The 18,484-nt window shown below is 64.1% G+C and carries 16 protein-coding genes; 2 read left to right on the plus strand and 14 right to left on the minus strand.

What is annotated here, in order from left to right:
• Window positions 1-7: 7 nt before the first annotated feature.
• The 6 genes from VM94_RS16790 to VM94_RS16815 form a co-directional block, all read right to left on the minus strand.
• On the minus strand, window positions 8-853 hold the full coding sequence (locus VM94_RS16790; protein ID WP_046684410.1) for an ABC transporter permease: 846 nt from the start codon (window positions 851-853) through the stop codon (window positions 8-10).
• Window positions 850-1,779 carry an ABC transporter permease subunit gene (locus VM94_RS16795; RefSeq protein WP_046684411.1) on the minus strand — a complete coding sequence of 310 codons (930 nt, stop codon included), beginning with the start codon at window positions 1,777-1,779 and terminating at the stop codon, window positions 850-852. The genes VM94_RS16790 and VM94_RS16795 overlap by 4 nt, the downstream gene beginning before the upstream one ends.
• 7 nt (window positions 1,780-1,786) lie before the next feature.
• Entirely contained in the window at window positions 1,787-2,935 is a 1,149-nt protein-coding gene (locus tag VM94_RS16800) for an ABC transporter ATP-binding protein (protein ID WP_046684412.1), read from the minus strand.
• A gap of 200 nt (window positions 2,936-3,135) precedes the next feature.
• Window positions 3,136-4,596, minus strand: a complete 1,461-nt coding sequence (locus VM94_RS16805; RefSeq protein WP_046684413.1) for an aspartate aminotransferase family protein — start codon at window positions 4,594-4,596, stop codon at window positions 3,136-3,138.
• Window positions 4,597-4,608: 12 nt separating this feature from the next.
• Window positions 4,609-5,979 carry a glutamine synthetase family protein gene (locus VM94_RS16810; RefSeq protein WP_035822563.1) on the minus strand — a complete coding sequence of 457 codons (1,371 nt, stop codon included), beginning with the start codon at window positions 5,977-5,979 and terminating at the stop codon, window positions 4,609-4,611.
• A 56-nt stretch (window positions 5,980-6,035) separates the two neighbouring features.
• On the minus strand, window positions 6,036-6,803 hold the full coding sequence (locus VM94_RS16815; protein ID WP_046684414.1) for a gamma-glutamyl-gamma-aminobutyrate hydrolase family protein: 768 nt from the start codon (window positions 6,801-6,803) through the stop codon (window positions 6,036-6,038).
• Window positions 6,804-7,085: 282 nt separating this feature from the next.
• On the opposite strand from VM94_RS16815, the gene VM94_RS16820 reads away from it, so the two are divergent.
• Entirely contained in the window at window positions 7,086-8,231 is a 1,146-nt protein-coding gene (locus tag VM94_RS16820; protein WP_046684415.1) for an MFS transporter, read from the plus strand.
• A 4-nt stretch (window positions 8,232-8,235) separates the two neighbouring features.
• Here VM94_RS16820 and VM94_RS28550 read toward each other — a convergent pair whose 3' ends face one another.
• From VM94_RS28550 to VM94_RS16850, 5 genes are all read right to left on the minus strand, one after another.
• A complete protein-coding gene (locus tag VM94_RS28550; protein ID WP_052755793.1) occupies window positions 8,236-9,048 on the minus strand; it encodes a hypothetical protein in 813 nt (270 codons plus the stop codon).
• Entirely contained in the window at window positions 9,045-9,596 is a 552-nt protein-coding gene (locus VM94_RS16835) for a sigma-70 family RNA polymerase sigma factor (RefSeq protein WP_235432928.1), read from the minus strand. The genes VM94_RS28550 and VM94_RS16835 overlap by 4 nt, the downstream gene beginning before the upstream one ends.
• Before the next feature lie 64 nt (window positions 9,597-9,660).
• Window positions 9,661-11,559, minus strand: coding sequence for a beta-propeller domain-containing protein (locus VM94_RS16840; protein ID WP_046684419.1), 1,899 nt, complete (start codon window positions 11,557-11,559; stop codon window positions 9,661-9,663).
• A gap of 96 nt (window positions 11,560-11,655) precedes the next feature.
• Window positions 11,656-12,279, minus strand: coding sequence for a trimeric intracellular cation channel family protein (locus VM94_RS16845; RefSeq protein ID WP_034746006.1), 624 nt, complete (start codon window positions 12,277-12,279; stop codon window positions 11,656-11,658).
• A gap of 4 nt (window positions 12,280-12,283) precedes the next feature.
• The gene (locus VM94_RS16850; RefSeq protein WP_046684420.1) at window positions 12,284-14,719 is read right to left on the minus strand and encodes a penicillin-binding protein 1A; all 2,436 of its coding nucleotides are present in this window, start codon (window positions 14,717-14,719) and stop codon (window positions 12,284-12,286) included.
• A 143-nt stretch (window positions 14,720-14,862) separates the two neighbouring features.
• Between VM94_RS16850 and VM94_RS16855 the strand changes: the two genes are divergently transcribed.
• Window positions 14,863-15,750, plus strand: a complete 888-nt coding sequence (locus VM94_RS16855; RefSeq protein ID WP_046684421.1) for an HTH-type transcriptional regulator ArgP — start codon at window positions 14,863-14,865, stop codon at window positions 15,748-15,750.
• Here the strand turns inward: VM94_RS16855 and VM94_RS16860 are convergent, their stop codons facing one another.
• The 3 genes from VM94_RS16860 to VM94_RS16870 are packed head-to-tail and all read right to left on the minus strand — an operon-like array spanning window position 15,751 to window position 18,480.
• On the minus strand, window positions 15,751-16,623 hold the full coding sequence (locus tag VM94_RS16860) for an ABC transporter permease (protein ID WP_046684422.1): 873 nt from the start codon (window positions 16,621-16,623) through the stop codon (window positions 15,751-15,753).
• Complete coding sequence (locus VM94_RS16865) at window positions 16,620-17,465, minus strand: ABC transporter ATP-binding protein (RefSeq protein WP_046684423.1); 846 nt, start codon at window positions 17,463-17,465, stop codon at window positions 16,620-16,622. The genes VM94_RS16860 and VM94_RS16865 overlap by 4 nt, the downstream gene beginning before the upstream one ends.
• A gap of 1 nt (window position 17,466) precedes the next feature.
• Window positions 17,467-18,480: an ABC transporter substrate-binding protein gene (locus tag VM94_RS16870; protein WP_046684424.1), complete on the minus strand. Its 1,014-nt coding sequence runs from the start codon at window positions 18,478-18,480 to the stop codon at window positions 17,467-17,469.
• Window positions 18,481-18,484 lie beyond the last annotated feature (4 nt).

Here is an 18,484-nt window from a genome sequence, read left to right on the forward strand (position 1 = left end):
GCTTACTCTAGTCTTCCAAATACGCCGCGGACAGTTGCTTGCGCCGTCTGCGGTCCGCGCGCGCCAGCATCACGGCGTACACGATGACAGCCGTCGTCACGACGAGGATGGTCAACGCGGCAATCGCATTGACGCGCGGGTCGAGCCCCAGGCGCGCGCGCGAGAAGATCACCAGCGGCATCGTCGTCGAACCGGGGCCGGACAAAAAGGCCGACAACACCACGTCGTCGAGCGACAGGGTAAACGTCAACAGCCAGGCCGACGCCAGCGCTTGCGTGATGTTCGGCAGGGTCACGAGGAAGAACACCTGGTGCGCACGGCAGCCCAGGTCCATGGCCGCTTCGGCCAGGGATTTGCTCATCTCCTGCAGGCGCGACTGCACCACGACGGCCGCATACGCCATTCCCAGCAGGGTGTGGCCGAGCCAGATGGTCAGCACGCCCCGTTCGGGAAAACCGAAGACCTTTTGCATGGACACGAGCATCAGCAGCAGGGACAGGCCGATGATCACTTCCGGCATCACCAGCGGTGCGCTGACCATGGACGAGAACAAGGTGCGGCCACGGAAGCGCTGGTAGCTGGTCAAGGCAAAGGCGGCAAACGTGCCGAGGATGACGGACGACGTGGCCGACATGAAAGCGATCTTCAGCGACAAGCCGAAGCCCGAGATGATCTCCGTATCGCTCATCAACTCGCTGTACCAGCGCAGCGAAAAACCGCTCCACACCATGTCCTGGCGCGAGCTGTTGAAGGAAAAGACGATCAGTACGATGATGGGCAGGTAGAGGAACAGATAGCCGAGCGAGAGCCAGCCGCGGCCGAACCAGCGCTGCAGGAAAGTACGTCCGTTCATGTGCGCTCCTCCGCGTCCTGCTCCGTCTTGTATTTGTTAAAAATCGCCATCGGCACGAGGATCAGCAAGACCACCAGCACCGTCACCGACGAAGCCATGGCCCAGTCGTTATTCGTGAAATATTCATCCCACAGCACGCGGCCGATCATCAGGGTTTCCGGGCCGCCCAGCAGCTCGGGAATCACGTATTCGCCCACGGACGGAATGAAGACCAGCATGGCGCCGGCGATAATGCCCGACTTCGACAGGGGCACGGTGATGCGCCAGAACGCCTGCAAGGGCGTGGCGCCCAGGTCGGCCGCCGCTTCCAGGTAGCGCATGTCCATTTTGACCAGGTTTGCGTACAGGGGCAAAATCATGAACGGCAGATACGCGTACACCATGCCGACCACCAGCGAAAACGAGGTATTCATCATGTGCAGCGGTTCTTGAATGACACCGAGCGCGATCAGCAAATCGTTGAGCAGGCCGTGGTTGGCCAGGATGCCCTTCCACGCATACACGCGCAGCAGGAACGAGGTCCAGAACGGCAGCATCACCAGCATCATCAGCACGGGGCGGATCGACGGTTTGGCGCGCGCCATGAAGTAGGCGAACGGGTAGCCGATGAACAGACAGATGGCCGTGGTGATGGCCGCGTACTTGATGGAACTGAGGTAGGTGAGCAGATACAGTTCATCGGCGGCGATGAACAGGTAGTTGGCGATTTTCACTTTCAGCACGACGATGCCGTCGACGTAAGACAGCAAGCCGTCGAACGGACTGCCCGCCGTGTCCATATCGGACAGGCTGATACGCAGCACGATCAGGAAGGGCACGAGGAAGGCGGCCGCCAGGAACAGCGAGGGCACGGCGATGACGGCGTTGCGCCCAGTCACCCAACGCAGGGTGACGAACTTGCGCAGCGATTGCAGGAAGGACGTCATGATGGCCTCAGCTGGTCAGCACGACGATGTCGGCGCCATCCCACCATACCCACACGCGCTGTTCGCGCTCGAGGCGCGCGGCGTCGTGGCGGGCCGCGTTGGTGCGCGACACTTTCACCACCGTGCCGCTGTCGAGGCGCACGTGGTAGCTGGTTTCATTGCCAAAATACGCCATGGCGACGATCACGCCCTGGGCGCAGTTGTAGCCGTGTTCCTTTGGTGACGCGCGCTCTTCCAAAGCGGGTGGCGCGATCTGGATGCCGATTTTCTCGGGGCGCACGGCCACCGAGACATCCATGCCCAGATTGCCCGTGATGCCGTGCGAAACATAGTGCTCGCCATCGGGCGTGGCGATGACCACGTGATCGGGTTCGTCCTGCGTGATGCGGCCGTCGAACAGGTTGACGCTGCCAATGAAATCGGCCACGAAACGGCAGTTCGGCGTTTCATAGATTTCGCCGGGCGCGCCCACTTGCAGGATGCGCCCTTCGCTCATGACGGCGATGCGCGTGGCCATGCTCATGGCCTCGTCCTGGTCGTGCGTGACCATCACGCAGGTGACGCCCACTTGCTCGATGATGTTCACCAGTTCCATCTGCGTGCGCTCGCGCAGTTTCTTGTCGAGCGCGCCGAGCGGCTCGTCGAGCAGCAGCAATTGCGGCCGCTTGGCCAGGCTGCGCGCCAGCGCCACGCGCTGCTGCTGCCCGCCCGACAACTGGTGCGGCTTGCGCTTCGCGTATTGGCCCAGCTGCACCAGCGCCAGCATCTGCTCGACGCGCGCCGCCACTTCCGCTTTCGGCAAGCCGTCGCGGCGCAGGCCGAAGGCGATGTTGTCCCACACCGATAAATGGGGGAACAGCGCGTACGACTGGAACATCATGTTGATGGGACGCTGGTGCGGCGGCACATCGACGATGCTGTTGCCCGCCAGGGCGATGCGCCCTGACGTCGGCGTCTCGAAACCGGCCAGCATGCGCAGCAGGGTCGACTTGCCGCAACCTGAACTGCCCAGCAAGGCGAAGATCTCGCCCTTGTTGATCGTCACGGAAATATCATTGACGGCGCGCACGCCATCGAATTCCTTGACCAGTTGATCAATCAGCAAGAAAGGCGCTGGGGCGTCGCTGGCCGACGCGGCTGGTGTTGCTATCGTCATGTGTGGGTGGCTTCTGGGTAAGAGGGTGTCAAAATGAAAAACTGGCCGCTACAAAGAGCGGCCAGGGTGGAAGTTTAGCGGAACTGCCGCCATTCTGGTCCAAAAAATGCATAGATGCTGCTTATTTGGGTGAAAACCCAACGGCAAAGGCTGGGGTCAGACCCGGCGGGTCTGACCCCAGTATTTAAGCCAGCTCAGAGCTACACCCAGCCCTTCGCTTTCACGTCCGCATACGTCTTGTCCAGACACACCCGTATCAGGCCCACCATTTCATCGATCTGCGCGCGCGTCATGACCAGCGGCGGAGCGACGATCATGCGTTCGCCCACGGCGCGCATGATGACGCCGTTGTCGAACATGTGGCCGCGGCAGATCATGCCCACGCCCTGGCCTTCGTCGAACAGCTCGTTCTCGTGCACGGTGGCGCCCTTCTTGCGCACCAGGTTCAGGCCCGCGACCAGGCCACAGCTATCCGCATAGCCGACCAGCGGGTGTTCGCCCAGGCTGACGAAGCACTGCTGCAGGTACGGTCCCGTATCCTCGGCCACCTTCGCCACCAGTTGCTCTTCCTCGATGATGCGGATGTTTTCCAGCGCCGCCGCGCAAGCCACGGGGTGGCCCGAATACGTGAAGCCGTGCGTGAACTCGCCGCCTTGTTCAATCAAGACTTTAGCGACGCGGTCCCCCACCAGCACGCCGCCCAGCGGCACATAGCCCGAGGTGACGCCCTTGGCGAACGTGATCAGGTCGGGCTTGATGCCGAACAGTTCGGAGCCGAACCAGCGCCCCAGGCGGCCGAAGCCGCAGATGACTTCATCGGCGATGAGCAAGATGCCGTACTTGTCGCAGATGCGCTGGATTTCGGGCCAATACGTCGAGGGCGGAATGATGACGCCGCCCGCGCCCTGCACCGGTTCGCCGATGAAGGCGGCCACCTTGTCGGCGCCGATTTCCAGGATTTTGTCTTCCAGCCAGCCGGCCGCCTTCAGGCCGAACGCTTCCGGTGTCAAGCCGTGGCCCGACTCCAGATAATTGGGCTGGCCGATATGCGCGATGCCCGGTATCGGCATGCCGCCCTGCGCATGCATGCCGTCCATGCCGCCCAGGGACGCTCCCGCCACCGTGCTGCCGTGATAGGCGTTGTGGCGGCTGATGATGGTGTGGCGCTCCTTGTAGCCGAGGATGTCCCAGTAGCGGCGCACCATGCGCAAATTCGTGTCGTTGCCTTCGGAACCGGAACTGGTGAAGAAGACGTGCTGGAACTGCGGCGGCGATATCTGCGCCAGCTTCGCGGCCAGCTGCGCGGCCGGCACGTTGGTCGTGCCAAAGAAACTGTTATAGAACGGCAGCGTCTCCATCTGCCGGTACACAGCTTGCGAAATCGACGTACGGCCATAGCCCACGTTCACGCACCACAGGCCCGACATGCCATCGACGATTTTCTTGCCCTGGCTATCCCACAGGTAGACGCCGTCGCCGCGCACCATCACCCTGGCGCCCTTGCTTGCCAGGTCCTGGAAATCGGTGAATGGATGCAGGTAGTGGGCCGAGTCCATCTGCTGGATGGCGTTTGTATCGTACACCTGCGGCGCCGCGTTTTTCTGCGCCACGGAGGCAACCAGGGCGGCGCTTGGCGCCAGCGGATTATTGGATGTGCTCATTGATATCCTTTCTTAAACGTGGAGCAGAAGATGCTCGCGCTCCCACGGGCTGATGACGGTCATGAACTCCTGGTGTTCCAGGTCCTTGATGGCCGCATACACGTCGATGAAGCGCTCGCCCAGCACCGTGCGCAGCTTGTCTTCCGCGCGCAGCAGTTGCAGGGCCTCGGGCAAGCCTTGCGGCAGTTCGAACTTCATGTCATAGGCGCTACCCACCATCATCGGCGTCGCTTCCAGCTGCTCCGTCATGCCAAGGTAGCCGCAGGCCAGGGTAACGGCCAGGGCCAGGTAGGGATTGGCATCGGCGCCGATGATGCGGTTTTCGACGCGCCGGTCCTGCACGCCCGACTCGGGCACGCGGAAGCCCACCGTGCGGTTGTCCAGGCCCCACTGGATGTTGATCGGCGCGGCCGTGTGGCGCACGATGCGGCGGTAGGAATTCACATAGGGCGCGACGATAGCCATGGCCGACGGCATGTAGCGCTGCAAGCCCGCGATGTAATGCTTGAAAATGGGCGCGGCCGAGCCGTCCTCATTGCTGAAGATATTCAGGCCCGTCTTCGCGTCGACGACGCTCTGATGCACGTGCATGGCGGACCCCGGCTCGCCCGCCATGGGCTTGGCCATGAAGGTGGCATACATATCGTGTTTCAGGGCCGCTTCGCGCAGGGTGCGCTTGAAGAAGAAGACCTTGTCTGCCAGGCCCAGAGGATCGCCGTGCAGGAAGTTGATTTCCATCTGCCCCGCGCCGATTTCGTGGATCAGGGTGTCGACGTCAAGGTTCATCAGTTCGCAGTAATCGTAGATATCCTCGAACAGGGGATCGAACTCGTTGACGGCATCGATGCTGTACACCTGGCGGCTCGTCTCGGCCCGGCCGCTGCGCCCGATGGGCGGTTTCAATGGCAAGTCCGGGTCCGTGTTTTTCGCCGTCAGGTAGAACTCCAGCTCGGGCGCCACGACAGGTTTCCAGCCCTTGTCCGCATACAGTTTCAGCACGCGCCGCAGCACGGAGCGTGGGGCGAAATCGACCAGCGCGCCGTCGGCAAAATAGCAGTCGTGGATGACTTGCGCGGTGGGGTCCGTGGCCCACGGCACCATGGTGATGGTGGTGGGATCGGCCTTCAAAATCATGTCGCGGTCGGTGCTGGAAATGGCGCGGTCGTAGCCGCCATCGTCGACCGGGTAATTGCCCGTCACCGTCATGCCCAGTACCGCTTCCGGGATGCGCATGCCGCGCTCCTGGGTGAATTTCCCGCGCGGCAGGATCTTCCCGCGCGCCACGCCCGTCAAGTCGGGGACCAGGCATTCGATTTCCGTGACGCGCTTTTCATTGAGCCACAAATCCATGTCCGTATAGGTGAAATTTTCGCGTATTGCCATGTTTCCCTCTCGCTGGTCTTGATCAAACGCCGCGTGCTACGCGTGCGGCGCGCCTGTCATTCTTTCTTTCGGTGCTGCTGTTCCTGGTAATCGCGGCATGCCTGGCCGAAAGCGCCGAACAGGCGCATCGACTGCGGGTTGTCTTCCACTTGCCACTCGGGGTGCCATTGCACAGCCAGGGTAAAGCCGGCGGCACTGGCCACGCTATACGCTTCCACCAGGCCGTCGTCGGCCAGCGCTTCCACCAGCAAGCCATCGGCCAGCCGCGCCACTCCCTGGCCATGCAGGGAATTGACCATCATCTCGCTCTCGCCGCCCAAGAGCCGTGACAGCAGGCCGTCGGGCATCAGCTTGATGCGGTGCGCGGGCCAGTACTGGCGCTCCAGGGAATCAAGAACGTTTTCACGGTGATCCATCATGCCAGTCACGGCATGCACGGCCTGGTGCAGGCTGCCGCCCAGGGCCACGTTGACTTCCTGGAAGCCGCGGCAAATGGCCAGCAAGGGCAGCTGGCGCGCCAGCGCGGCGCGGATCAGGGGCAAGGTGGTGGCGTCGCGCGCGGAGTCTTGCGGCAGGTCGGGATGCAGGATGTCTTCGCCATACAGGCGCGCGTCGACGTTCGAAGCGGAACCGGTCAGCATGACGCCATCGGCGATCTGCAGCGCCGCTTCCAGGTCCGCATCCGCGCCCAGGGCGGGCAGCAGCAGCGGCATGCAGCCGGCGCCGCGCACCACGGCGTACAGGTATTTGTCCTGCGCCATGTGCCAGGCGTGGCTGCCAAGCTGGCGCTGGCAGGCGGGAACGAGAACGATGGGACGGCGCATAAAGCTTCCTCGCTGACGTGACGATCCAATGACAGCGCCATGACAGCGCTGCCGCTCGCTTCACTGTACAGCAGAGCCGCAGGCAGCGGCCACACAGATGGACGTGGCCAGCGGCGGCGCACATCGCCTACACTACGGCTTTGCAATATTGCTCTTGATAAAATCATCATATGCCCGTCCGGCGTCAAACACCAGCGCCGCAGGCAAAGTCCCTTACTTTCCCATGCATCCACACCGTTTTTCAGCCTTTTCAAGCACCTTTTCCACCCTGCGGGGGCAGCCATGAAGACCATGCCGTGGCGCGACTTCTTCGCCCTCGTCGTCAGCATCGGCGTGGTTGGCCTGGGCCTGGGCGCCACCATGCCGCTTACCGCCTTGACCTTGCACCAGCGCGGCGTGGGCACGGACATCATCGGCATGATCACGGCCGTCAGCGCCCTCGGCATCCTGGCCGCCTCGCCATTCGTCTCGCGCTGGGTGGGGCGTTTCGGCGCGCGCGCCACCATGTTGGGCGCCGTGTGGGTGGCCTCGCTGGCGACGATCGCCATGCAGTGTACCGACCACCTGCTGGCGTGGAGCGTGCTGCGCTTCCTGTTCGGCGGCGCCATGGGCGTGCTGTTTACCATCGGCGAAGCGTGGGTGAACCGCCTGGCGCCCGATAATTCGCGCGGACGCGTGGTGGCCATGTACACCACCAGCTTTACGTTTTTCCAGCTGATCGGTCCTGCCCTCGTGGCGCTGTTCAACGACAAGATCAACTGGAGTTTCGCCGCCTGCGGCCTGCTGTTTTTGCTGGCCGTGCCGGGCTTGATGCTGATCTCGAACAGCGGCCCGGAAAGGGAGCCCGAAGAACATGGCGTGAAGTGGACATTGATCCTGCCGCGCATGCCGATGATCGTGCTGGGCGCCGCCTTCTTCGCCCTGTTCGATACCCTGGCATTGAGCTTGCTGCCCCTGTACGCGATGGAGCACGGCATTGGCACGGACCTGGCCCTGCTGTCGGCCACCGTGGTGCTGGTGGGCGACACGGGCCTGCAATTCGCGCTGGGATGGATGGCCGACCGCTACGGCCGCGCCAAAGTCCACGCGGGTTGCGGCGTGGCCGTCTGCCTGCTGCTGCCGCTGCTGCCGTTTGCCGTCGGCACGCCATGGCTGTGGTGGACCTTGCTGCTGTTGCTGGGCGCGGCGGCGGGCGGCATCTACATGCTGGCGCTGGTGGCCTGCGGCGAACGGTTTACAGGACTGTCGCTGACCAGTGCCAGCGCCATCGTCAACGCCACCTGGGGCGTGACCAGCGGCGGCGGCCCCCTGCTGACGGGCGTCCTGATGCAATCGGTGGGCGTGAACGCCCTGCCGGCCGTGATGTGGGTATGCGCGGCCATTTTCGTCGGCAGCGCCGTGTGGGAGCGCAGGAAGGGAATCGTCTGACGCGCTACTTTTTTTCCAGCCGCTGCCGCAGCTCCTCGGCTACCGGATAGTCGGGATACGCCTGCCGGAACGCCGTCCACTCCTCGTGGGCCAGCGCGCCTTCGCCCGCCTTCAAGAGGGCGTCAATCTTTACCAGCCACACGGAAGCGTCGAGCTTTGCGGGCGGCGGCATCGGCGCGGAGCGGGCTGCGACGGGCGCGGGCATGGCCAGTGCGCGCTGCACGGGCGCCTGGCGCTGCATGCTGGACTCGGCCTGCATGGCCGCTTGCTGTTCCATCGCCTCGCTCATTGCCGGGGCAGGCGCTGGTGGGGGCGGCGGTGCTGGCGGCGCCGGTGGGGCCACTGCTACCGTCTGCGGCGTGGGAAACGGGGCTGGCGCCGGCGGCGCTGGCTTGGCTGCCATTTTGGCCATGGCGCGCGGTGCGGGCGCAGGTGCGGTCGATTCGGCGGCCTGCGGCACTGGCGCCGCTGCCGGCACCACCTCCTGCGTGACGGGTTCCCCCACCACGGGAAATTGCGCCGGCTTCGAACCAAACCAGTCCACGCCGATCAAGTTCACCGTCAGCAGCACGGCCGCGGCCAGTCCCAGCGGAACGCGCCAGCGCTGCAGGTAGTCCGGTGATTTCTTGGCCGGCAAGGTGCGCAGCACGCCGTCGGCGCTGTCGTTCGCGGCTGCCGGTTTTTGCAAAGCTTTTTCCGCGTCCGCCAGGATGGCCGCATCGAGCGCGCTGGAAGGCGCGGGCTGCGGCAAGCCGGCCAGCAGCGCGTTCAATTCCTCGTCATTCGGTTCGTCGTTATTTTGATCGTGCGTATTCATGCCTGTCCTCCCGCGCCAGCGGCGCTGTCCAAGCCCGCGCGCAATTTCTGCATGGCGTAGCGCAGCCGGCTCTTGACGGTTTCCGCTTCCGCCCCTGTCACCACGGCGATCTCGAGGATGCTCATGCCGCTGAACTGCTGCAGTACCAGCGCTTCCTTCTGCTCCACCGGCAGCGCGGCGATGGCCGCATGCAGCAGCGCGTGCTGCTGTTTCTGCTCCAGCGATTGCGGCGGCGATGCGCCCTCGTCCGCCAGTTCGCCCGCAGCGTCGATTTCCTGTCCTTCCCGCTGGCGCAGCAGGTCGATCAGGCGGTTGCGCGCGATCTGGTACAGATAGGTGCGGAACGCCGCCTGCGGCTGATAGCCGGCACGCGCCGCATGCAGGCTGGCCCACGCATCCTGCACGATCTCGTCCACCCACGCGCGGCGCGGTGAACGCCAGGCCACGAAGCGGTACAGGCCCTGGCTGTGGCGCCGGTACAGTTCGCGAAACGACGGCAGGTCGCCGGCGCCGTAGCGCAGCATCAGGTCTTCATCCGTCGCGGTCATCAGGGTGTCGGGCATGCGGAGCAGTGTAGCCGAACTACGCGGCAGCGGCAATTTCACTATGCCGTCAGCGTACGGTGGGCACAATGGGTGCATAGCTGATGCGGCGCACTTCGCGTATCTGTCCATCCCAGAGCGCCCCTTCCACCAATTCATAGCCGAGCAAGGCGAAGACCCGGCCCTGCAGGAACAATGGCCGCGCATTGCCATACCAGTCCACGCAGGACGCGCGGCAGCCGTCATCCGGCGCCTGGCCCGGCCGCGCGGCCAGCGCCCCAAGTTCCGTCAATGTCAAACCGCTGTTGCGCAAGTAGAGCACGGAGGCGGATGACTTGTTGAGGCCAGGGCGCTCGTCCGCACCCAGGATGGGCAAGCCGATCACGCCCTCGCTGGCCGTTTGCGGCTTGTAGAAAAAGCCGTGGCTGCGCGACTCGCCCTGCGCCGCATCGGCGCGGATGTAGCGCGTGGCGATCGCAGCCTGCGCCCCCAGGCGGAGGCTGCTGAAGTGCAGATCCCTGCCCTGCGCGCCGATCACCACGGCGTCATCGCCAAGCGCCTCGATGCGCTCCACGCCATGCGGCAGGGACAAGGCTTGCACGATGCCCGCATCGGCCCAGCGCACGGCATACAGGGGCTGGCGCGGCCAGGCCTGGTCCGCCTTGCGGCGTCCCGGATTGCCAGGATTGCCGTACAACAGATACGCACCCACGTAGCGGTTCTGCAAGCCGTAGCCGCCGCCACCGGGCAGCGCCTTGTAGCTGCTGGCGGGCGCGCTGTCGCGGCCATCGGAAAACGACGCCAAAGGCACGCGCAGCAAGGCCATGTCGCCGCGCCCGCGCGCGCCATCCCACATGGCGTCGCCCTGGCCTTCGGCGCGCAGCAGAACGTTCAGGTGACCATCGCCACTTTCCAGGAACGAGAACTGGTCGACGGGCGCACCGGCCACCTTCAGGGCGCTGGGCGCGCTGCCATCGAGGGGAATGCGGAACACGCCCGAGTCGCTGCCGCGCCGCGTCGTCCACACGAAAACGGATTCGCCCGACACATAAAACACGCGGCCCTGCGGTCCCATCACGGCCGTCGCTTCGCAGCGCATGTCGCGCTGCGCCAGGTCGCACACGGTGACCGTGTGCAGGGTCAGGCCAAAGCCCGTTTCGGGTTCTTCATCGGTACGGTAGATGCGCGTGGCCGGGGCGATGCGCTTGAAATCGGACGGCACGGCGTCAGGACGCCAGCGCCGCAACGCGGGGAAGCCGCCGAACGGGTCGCCCCGGCGCAAGTTCAGCGACAGGGGCGAATAGAACACCAGTTTGCCGCCGACCAGCCGGCTTGCATAATTGCGCGACGAGTAATAATCGTTGGAGCGCAAGTGATACGTGGAACGGTAGGCCAGCTTGCCGTCCCCGTTGACATCGAACAGGCCGATCTCCGTGCCGCCACGGTTGTAGCTGTAGCCGATCACCACCACCGTGTCGCCATCGATCAGCATTTCGTCATACCAGCTGCCGGACGGGTCGCTGCCGGGCGCGAACGCGTCGAGCGACGACACGGGCTGCAAGGCATTGCCGCCCACCGCCACCGTGAACAGCTTGCCGCGCCGGAGCATCACCAGGTGCTTGCCATGCAGCTTGACGATACCGCCTTCGTCCACACCCGCCGTCTGCACATTGGTGACGGATTCCGCAGCTTCTGCCGATGGCGCGGGGGCAGTCTTGGCCGCCATCGGTGCCGGAGGAGCGGGAGGAGCCGCCATGGACTGTGCCGAATACTGCGCCGTGGCGCGCTGCAGTTTCTGCTGCTTCAGCAGCAACGCCTCCTGGCGCGCCTGCAGCTGCTGCAGGTAGCTGCTCAAGGCTTGCTCGCTGGCGAATGGCGCCAGGGTCTTGCGCGGCACCGTGCCGGCGGCGTGGCTGCCTGCCGACAGCAGCAGGGACAGTATCAATGTGATCTTGAGGGCGCTGGACATCGCTTCTTCTCCGGTTGGCTGGGGTGTCAACCATGAAACGCGGCAGCGCAGAAAAAGGGGTTAAGCGCGCGTGAAAATATTCACGCGGCTGCTGCCTTACTCAAAACCCCGTATGCGGTCGCCATTGAAATTCGGCAGCCGCCATTCGAAGTGCAGGGCCAGGAAGCGGAACAGGAAACCGGCGCCGATGGACGCCAGCTGCGCCACGGAGCTGTCGACCTTGAAGTACAGCAGGCCGACATACAGGCTGCCCGTGAACAGGGCCACGGTGGCATACACTTCGCGCTGCAGCACGAGGGGAATCTGGTTGCACAGGATATCGCGCAGCAAGCCGCCGAAGACGCCCGTGATCATCCCCGCCAGCACGACGATGGCAGGATGCATCTTGGCCGACATGGCGATGTCGCAGCCGATCACGCAAAACGCCACCAGGCCCAGTCCGTCGACCAGCAAAAAAATGGCGCGCAGATGGTGCAGATAGCGGGCGACAAAGGCCGTCACAATGGCCGCGCCGATGGTAAACAGCAGGTATTCGGGATGCGCGATCCAGCCCAGCGGATAATGCCCCAGCAGCACGTCGCGCACGGTGCCGCCGCCGAGCGCCGTGACGGTGCCGATCATGCAGATGCCGAACAAGTCCATGCCGCGCCGCATGCCCATGATGGCGCCGGACATCGCTTCGGCGACGATCGCCACCAGGTAAATCGTATATAACAGCATGGTCTTACTCTTCCGAAAATGATTTGAGAATTTGTTCGCGTTCGCGCGCTTCGCTCAGGGTGCGCGCTTCATTAGTGCCCGTGCTGGAGCCGCCAGCGCCAGCTTCACCGCGCGCCATGCGCGTATCCGCCCCCAGGCTGCCGCTGCTGCAACCGACGCTGCTGTGGATAAAGGCAAAGTTATCCTTCAGGCAGTCGCCGGCCAGATATTCGGCATACACGTAATCGCCGTCGAGCAGGGCCAGGCCAGGCGGTTCGGCCAATACCTGTTCGCGGCGGCCCTGCACGGCCACCTGCATGTAGTCGCGCCAGACGGGCAGCGCCAGGGTGCCGCCCGTGGCGTTGCCCAGGCTTTTCGGCTGGTCATAGCCGAGCCAGACGACGGAGACGAGGCCGGACGAGTAGCCGGCGAACCAGGCGTCGTACGCGTTATTCGACGTGCCCGTCTTGCCGGCCGCGTCGCCGCGTCCGAGCGCCAGCGCGCCGCGGCCCGTACCGCTCTTGACGACGTCGCGCAGCATGCTGTCCATGACGTAGGCATTGCGCGTGGAAATCACTTGCGTGCCCGGCGCCGGCTCGCCCTTGGCGCGTGGCGCCGCATCGCTGAACAGCACTTCGCCGCTGCGGCTGCGCACTTCCTTGATCAGCTTTGGCGGCATCTGCATGCCCCCATTGGCGAACACGGCATACGATTGCGCCAGCTGCAGCGGCGTGACGGCGCCCGCGCCCAGCGCCAGCGGCAGGGACACGGGATTGCGCGCGCCCTCGAAGCCGAAGCGCGTGGCGTAGTGCTGCACATAGCCGGGACCGGCCGCCTGCATCAGGCTGACGGCCACGAGATTTTTCGAACGGACGAGACCACGCCGCACGCTGATGAAGCCTTCATAGTTGTTGCCGTAATTGCGTGGACGCCAGGGCCGCGCGCCCGTTTCCTGCGGCAGCAGCAAGCGCTGCGTGTCATCGACGGCCGTGCCGGGGAAATATCCCTTTTCCAGCGCCGCCGAATACACGAAGGGCTTGAAGCTGGAACCGGGCTGGCGGTAGGCCTGCATCGCGTGGTTGTAATGGTTGCGGTAGAAATCGAAGCCGCCCGCCATGGCGACGATTTCGCCGCTGTGCGCCTCGACGGAAATGAGCGCGCCTTCCATCTCGGGAAGCTGGCTCACCAGCCAACCCTTCTTTGCCGCGTCGTGCATCACGCGAATCACGCTGCCCGCGACGATGGCGCGCTTGCCATCCCACTGCAGCTTGCCGCCCAGGCGCGCTTCCGATGCCGTCAGCACGATCTCGTCGCCATTGCGCAGCTGCGCCGTCACCTGGCGCTTGCCCGTGGTCTCTACCTTGCGCACGAGGGCGGCGCGCAGTTCTCCGCTGTCCGGATAAGGGGCCAGTTGGCGCGCCACGCTGTCTTCGGAAGCGGCCAGGCGCGCTTCCGGGCCACGGTAGCCGCGCCTCGCCTGCGCATTCAATAAGCCATCGCGCAGCGACTTGTCGGCCGCCCGTTGCGGCGCCATGCGGATGGTCGTCGTCACGTCCAGGCCCATGCTGTAGGCGCCTTCGGGATAGCTTTGCAGGATCAGCTGGCGCGCTTCCTCGACCGCATACGCAGCCGCATGCACGGAGCTGTTGCGGTCCTTGTTCAGGGCCAGTTTTTCCGCCACGGCGGCCGTGTATTCGGCCGGCGTGATGTAGCCCAGTTCGCGCATGCGCTGCAGGATGTAGTGCTGGCGCACGGTGGCGCGCTGTGGATTGGCGACGGGGTTGTAGGCCGATGGGGCTTTCGGCAAGCCGGCCAGCATGGCCGCTTCGGCGATGCTGACGTCCGCCAGCGGCTTGTCGAAATAAATGTTCGAGGCGGCGGAAAAGCCGTAGGAACGCTCGCCCAGATAAATCTGGTTCATATACAGTTCCAGCAGCTTGTCCTTGCCGTAATGCTGTTCCAGCTTGTAGGCGAGCAGCATCTCCGTCAGCTTGCGCTGCACGGTCTTTTCGCGCGACAGGAAAAAGTCGCGCGCCACCTGCATGGTGATGGTGCTGGCGCCCTGCGCATGGTGGCCCGTGACGACGTTAGCCAAGGTGGCGCGCGTCAAGCCATAGAAGTCGACGGCGCCATGCTCGTAGAAACGCGCATCCTCGATGGCCAGCAAGGCCTGGCGCATGCGCAGCGGAATATCCTTCAGCGGCAAAAATTCGCGGCGCTCTTCGCCGTATTCGGCCAGCAGCTCGCCTTCGCTCGAGAAAATACGCAGCGGCAGCGCAGGCTTGTACTGGGCCAGGTGTTCGACGGCAGGTAAATCCTGCCACGCCTGGCGCAGCCACCAGCCGCCCGCCAGCGCGGCGGCCATGCCCAGGCCCAGGGTCAATCCCAGGCCGAATTTCAGATTGCGCGCCAGCTTCGACTGGGGCTTGCGGGTGCTGCTGTCGTTCGCTTGTGCTTCCATGGTGGTATTCCTTGCTGCCAGGAGGCCGCGCGCTGGCGCGTGGCACTCCATCAAAGAGGCATTGTGCACTGCAACACATCCATCCTTATGAAAAGTAAGTATTATTTAGTATTGATAAATTTTTCTTATGTAAGGCAGCGACCATGGATCTCAATCCCAAGCACACGGAAGCGTTCCGCGCCGTCGTCGAAACGGGCAGCTTCGAACAGGCGGCGCTGCGGCTGCACCTGACGTCACCCGCCATTTCCCAGCGGGTGCGGGCGCTGGAAAGCCAGCTGGGCAATGCCCTGATCGTGCGCAGCCGCCCCGCGCGCGCCACGCGCATGGGCCAGCGGCTGATGCAGTATCTGAAACGGGCCAAGCTGCTGGAAGCGGACTTGCAGGCGGAACTGGCGGTGCAGCAGGATGCCCCGCTGACCCTGGTGCTGGCGCTGAATGCGGATTCGATGGGCACGTGGTTCTTCCCCGCCCTGTCCGAGGTGCTGATACGCGAGCGCGTGCTGCTGGACCTGACCGTGGAAGACCAGGACCACACGTACACTTTGCTGGAAACGGGCATGGCGATCGGCTGCATCAGCACGGAAGCAAAACCCATGCGCGGCTGCACGGCCGAGCCGCTGGGCGTGATGCGCTACTGGCTGGTGGCCACGCCCGCGTTCCGCCAGCAGTGGTTCGCGCACGGCCTGACGCGCAAGGCGGCGCGCACGGCGCCCGTCGTCGCCTACACGCGCAAGGACACCTTGCAATCGTCGTTCCTGCAAGAAGCGCTGGGGCTGCCCGAAGGGGCCTACCCCTGTCATTACGTGCCGGGCGCCACCTCGCACTTCAACGCCATCCGCTATGGCCTCGGCTATGGCATGGTGCCCGAGCTGTTATTGAAAGCAAACACGGACGGCGAGCTGGTGGAAATGCTCACGCCCAAGACCCCGGCCGACGTGGCCCTGTACTGGCATACGTGGAAGGTGCAGTCGCCGCGCATGGAGCAGTTGTCGCGGCAAATCATCGCGGCGGCGCGCAGCATGCTGAAATAGCTATCGTTGCATGCCCCAGCGCTTCAGAGTCACGCGTTCCAGAGTGCGGAAACCGATATTTTCCACCAGCAAACCAATCACGATGACGGCCGCCAGGCCGGCAAACACCTTGTCCGTGTACAGCTCGTTGCGGTTCTGGAAGATGTACCAGCCCAGGCCGCCCTGCCCCGACGTCGTGCCGAACACCAGCTCGGCCGCGATCAGGGTGCGCCAGGCAAACGCCCAGCCTATCTTCAAGCCCGAGACGATGGACGGCAGAGCGCCCGGCACGAGGATGTGCAGCACCAGGCGCAAGCCGTTCAGCCCGTAATTGCGGCCTGCCATGCGCAGGGTCTCGGGCACGCCCTGAAAACCCGCATACGTATTCAGGGCCAGCGGCCACATCACGGAATGGACGATGACGAAGATCAGGCTGGCGCGTCCCAGGCCGAACCACAGCAGGGCCAGCGGCAGCAGGGCAATCGCCGGCAAGGGATTGAGCATGGCCGTCAAAGTTTCCAGCACGTCGCGCCCGATGCGGCTGGACACGGCCAGCAAGGTCAGCACGAAGGCGGCCAGCACGCCCACCGCATAGCCTTGCAGCAAGACGACGAGGGAGGCAGCCGTGCGCGTGAGCAATTCACCGCTGGCGATGCCGCCGATAAACGCCTGCGCCGTCTGCAGAAAACTGGGCAGCAATAAATCGTTCTGCGTCCAGCGCGCCGCGCCTTCCCACAGCAGGGCCAGGCTGAGCAAAATGAAAGCCTTGCGCCACAGCGCATGCTGACTCACACGCTGCCAGCGCGACAGCGGCTGCTCGACCGTGACGCCGGCCGGCGACGCCGCCGCGTAGACGAATTCCTGGCGGATAGGCGGCTCCAGCAGCGCGCTCATACGGCCTCCCGCTGCGCGGTCACTGCTTGCGGGACGGGAGCGACTTCCTCATCGAACAGCAAGCCGTGAATGCGACTGCTGGCGGCCTGGAATTCCGCACTGCCCGCGCTATGCAAGCCGAACTGATGGCTGTTCAATTCAGCGCGCACCCGGCCCGGATGGGGCGACAGCAGCAGGATGCGGTTACCCACGACCAGCGCTTCCTCGATCGAATGCGTGACGAACACGAGGGTAAAGCGCAGCTCTTCCCACAGGCGGCTCAGCTCTTCCTGCATCTTGCGCCGCGTCAAGGCATCGAGGGCGGCGAACGGCTCGTCCATCAGCAGCACTTCCGGCTGCATGGCCAAGGCGCGGGCGATGGCCACCCGCTGCTTCATGCCGCCCGACAAGGTGTGCGGATGGGCATCTTCAAAGCCGGCCAGGCCCACCTTGGCGATCCAGTGATGGGCGCGCTCGCGGGCCGCCTGCTTGTCCAGGCGCTTGCTGGCCAGCAGGGGAAACATGACGTTTTCCAACACCGTCTTCCACGGCGGCAACTGGTCGAATTCCTGGAACACGACGACACGGTCCGGTCCCGGTTTATGAATGGGCTGGCCCTGCATGGCGATGCTGCCCGCGCGCGGCGCGATGAAGCCGGCCACGGCTTTCAACAATGACGACTTGCCGCAGCCCGATGGCCCCAGCAGCACGAAACGGTCGCCCCGGAACACGTCGAAACTGACGTCATGCGTGGCGCGCACGGTGCGCTGCTCGGTGCGGTATTCCAGGCTGACATGCTGAACGCTGAGCAAGGGCTGCAAAGCAACCGGAGGACGGACCAGGTGGAAAGCGGGTGCGTTCATGTCAGCCTCCTTGCGCGATGGCAGGGTCGTCAAAGAAATAATCGCGCCAGCTGCCGGGCAAGTTGCGGATGGCGCTTACGCGGTGCAGGAATTGCGCCAGGCCATAGGTGTTTTGCGGCGCGATCTTGAATTGCACTTGCGGGTTGGCAAAGATTTTCAGCAGCAGATTGCGGTCCACCTTGCTTTTATTTACCTTGATGTAGATGTCGGCCGCGCCTTGCGGGTTGCTGCTCGCATACTGCGCCGCTTCCGCCAAGGCGGCGATGAAGGCGCGATAGGTTTTCGGGTTGTCCTTGCGGTATTTTTCTGTCGCATACAGCAAGGTCGACGAGCTGGGCCCGCCCTGCACGTCATACGAGTTCAGGATGATGTGGGCGTTCGGGTTTTGCGCCAGTTCCTGTTCCTGGAACGGCGAATTGCCGAAGTGGCCGCTGAGCTCCGTGCCGCCGGCGATGATGGCGGCAGCCGCATCCGGGTGCGGCAGGGTTTGCGTGATCTTGTCGAGGCGGGCAAATTCCTTGTCGCCCCACTGTTTCGCCACGGCCATTTGCAAAATGCGCGCCTGCACGGAAACGGAGACGGCCGGCAAGGCGATGCGGTCCTTGTCCGTCAAGTCCGCCAGGGTTTTCACCTTAGGATTATTGCTGACCAGGTAATAGGGGAAGTTACCGAGCGAAGCCACGCCGCGCACGTTCTGCCGGCCTTTCGTGCGGTCCCAGATGGTCAGCAGCGGTCCCAGTCCAGCCCCGGCGATATCGATGTTGCCCGATAACAAAGCATCGTTGATAGCCGGGCCGCCGGACAGGGTAATCCACTCGACTTTCACATCAACGCCCTGCTGCTTGCCATGCTTTTCGATCAGCTTTTGTTCCTGTGCGATATTGAGCAAAAGAAAAGTGATGCCGTGCTGGCCCGCGATGCGGATCTGTCCTTCGGCCCGGGCCATGGGCATGGCCATGCACAGCACGGCAATGGCGGCGAGCAGGCGGCGGGAAAAGGTCAAGATCGGCAACATGGAC

The sequence above is a fragment of the Janthinobacterium sp. KBS0711 genome, assembly GCF_000988085.1.
Taxonomy (GTDB): domain Bacteria; phylum Pseudomonadota; class Gammaproteobacteria; order Burkholderiales; family Burkholderiaceae_D; genus Janthinobacterium; species Janthinobacterium lividum_E.

Coding starts and splice junctions, on each gene's coding strand:
- VM94_RS16810 (WP_035822563.1), bottom strand. CDS start 5,979: ATGGCAATACGCGAAAATTTCACCTATACGGACATGGATTTGTGGCTC.
- VM94_RS16860 (WP_046684422.1), bottom strand. CDS start 16,623: ATGAGCGCGCTGCTGGAGCCGCCTATCCGCCAGGAATTCGTCTACGCG.
- VM94_RS16820 (WP_046684415.1), top strand. CDS start 7,086: ATGAAGACCATGCCGTGGCGCGACTTCTTCGCCCTCGTCGTCAGCATC.
- VM94_RS16870 (WP_046684424.1), bottom strand. CDS start 18,480: ATGTTGCCGATCTTGACCTTTTCCCGCCGCCTGCTCGCCGCCATTGCC.
- VM94_RS16865 (WP_046684423.1), bottom strand. CDS start 17,465: ATGAACGCACCCGCTTTCCACCTGGTCCGTCCTCCGGTTGCTTTGCAG.
- VM94_RS16845 (WP_034746006.1), bottom strand. CDS start 12,279: ATGCTGTTATATACGATTTACCTGGTGGCGATCGTCGCCGAAGCGATG.
- VM94_RS28550 (WP_052755793.1), bottom strand. CDS start 9,048: ATGAATACGCACGATCAAAATAACGACGAACCGAATGACGAGGAATTG.
- VM94_RS16815 (WP_046684414.1), bottom strand. CDS start 6,803: ATGCGCCGTCCCATCGTTCTCGTTCCCGCCTGCCAGCGCCAGCTTGGC.
- VM94_RS16790 (WP_046684410.1), bottom strand. CDS start 853: ATGAACGGACGTACTTTCCTGCAGCGCTGGTTCGGCCGCGGCTGGCTC.
- VM94_RS16795 (WP_046684411.1), bottom strand. CDS start 1,779: ATGACGTCCTTCCTGCAATCGCTGCGCAAGTTCGTCACCCTGCGTTGG.
- VM94_RS16805 (WP_046684413.1), bottom strand. CDS start 4,596: ATGAGCACATCCAATAATCCGCTGGCGCCAAGCGCCGCCCTGGTTGCC.
- VM94_RS16855 (WP_046684421.1), top strand. CDS start 14,863: ATGGATCTCAATCCCAAGCACACGGAAGCGTTCCGCGCCGTCGTCGAA.
- VM94_RS16850 (WP_046684420.1), bottom strand. CDS start 14,719: ATGGAAGCACAAGCGAACGACAGCAGCACCCGCAAGCCCCAGTCGAAG.
- VM94_RS16835 (WP_235432928.1), bottom strand. CDS start 9,596: ATGACCGCGACGGATGAAGACCTGATGCTGCGCTACGGCGCCGGCGAC.
- VM94_RS16800 (WP_046684412.1), bottom strand. CDS start 2,935: ATGACGATAGCAACACCAGCCGCGTCGGCCAGCGACGCCCCAGCGCCT.
- VM94_RS16840 (WP_046684419.1), bottom strand. CDS start 11,559: ATGTCCAGCGCCCTCAAGATCACATTGATACTGTCCCTGCTGCTGTCG.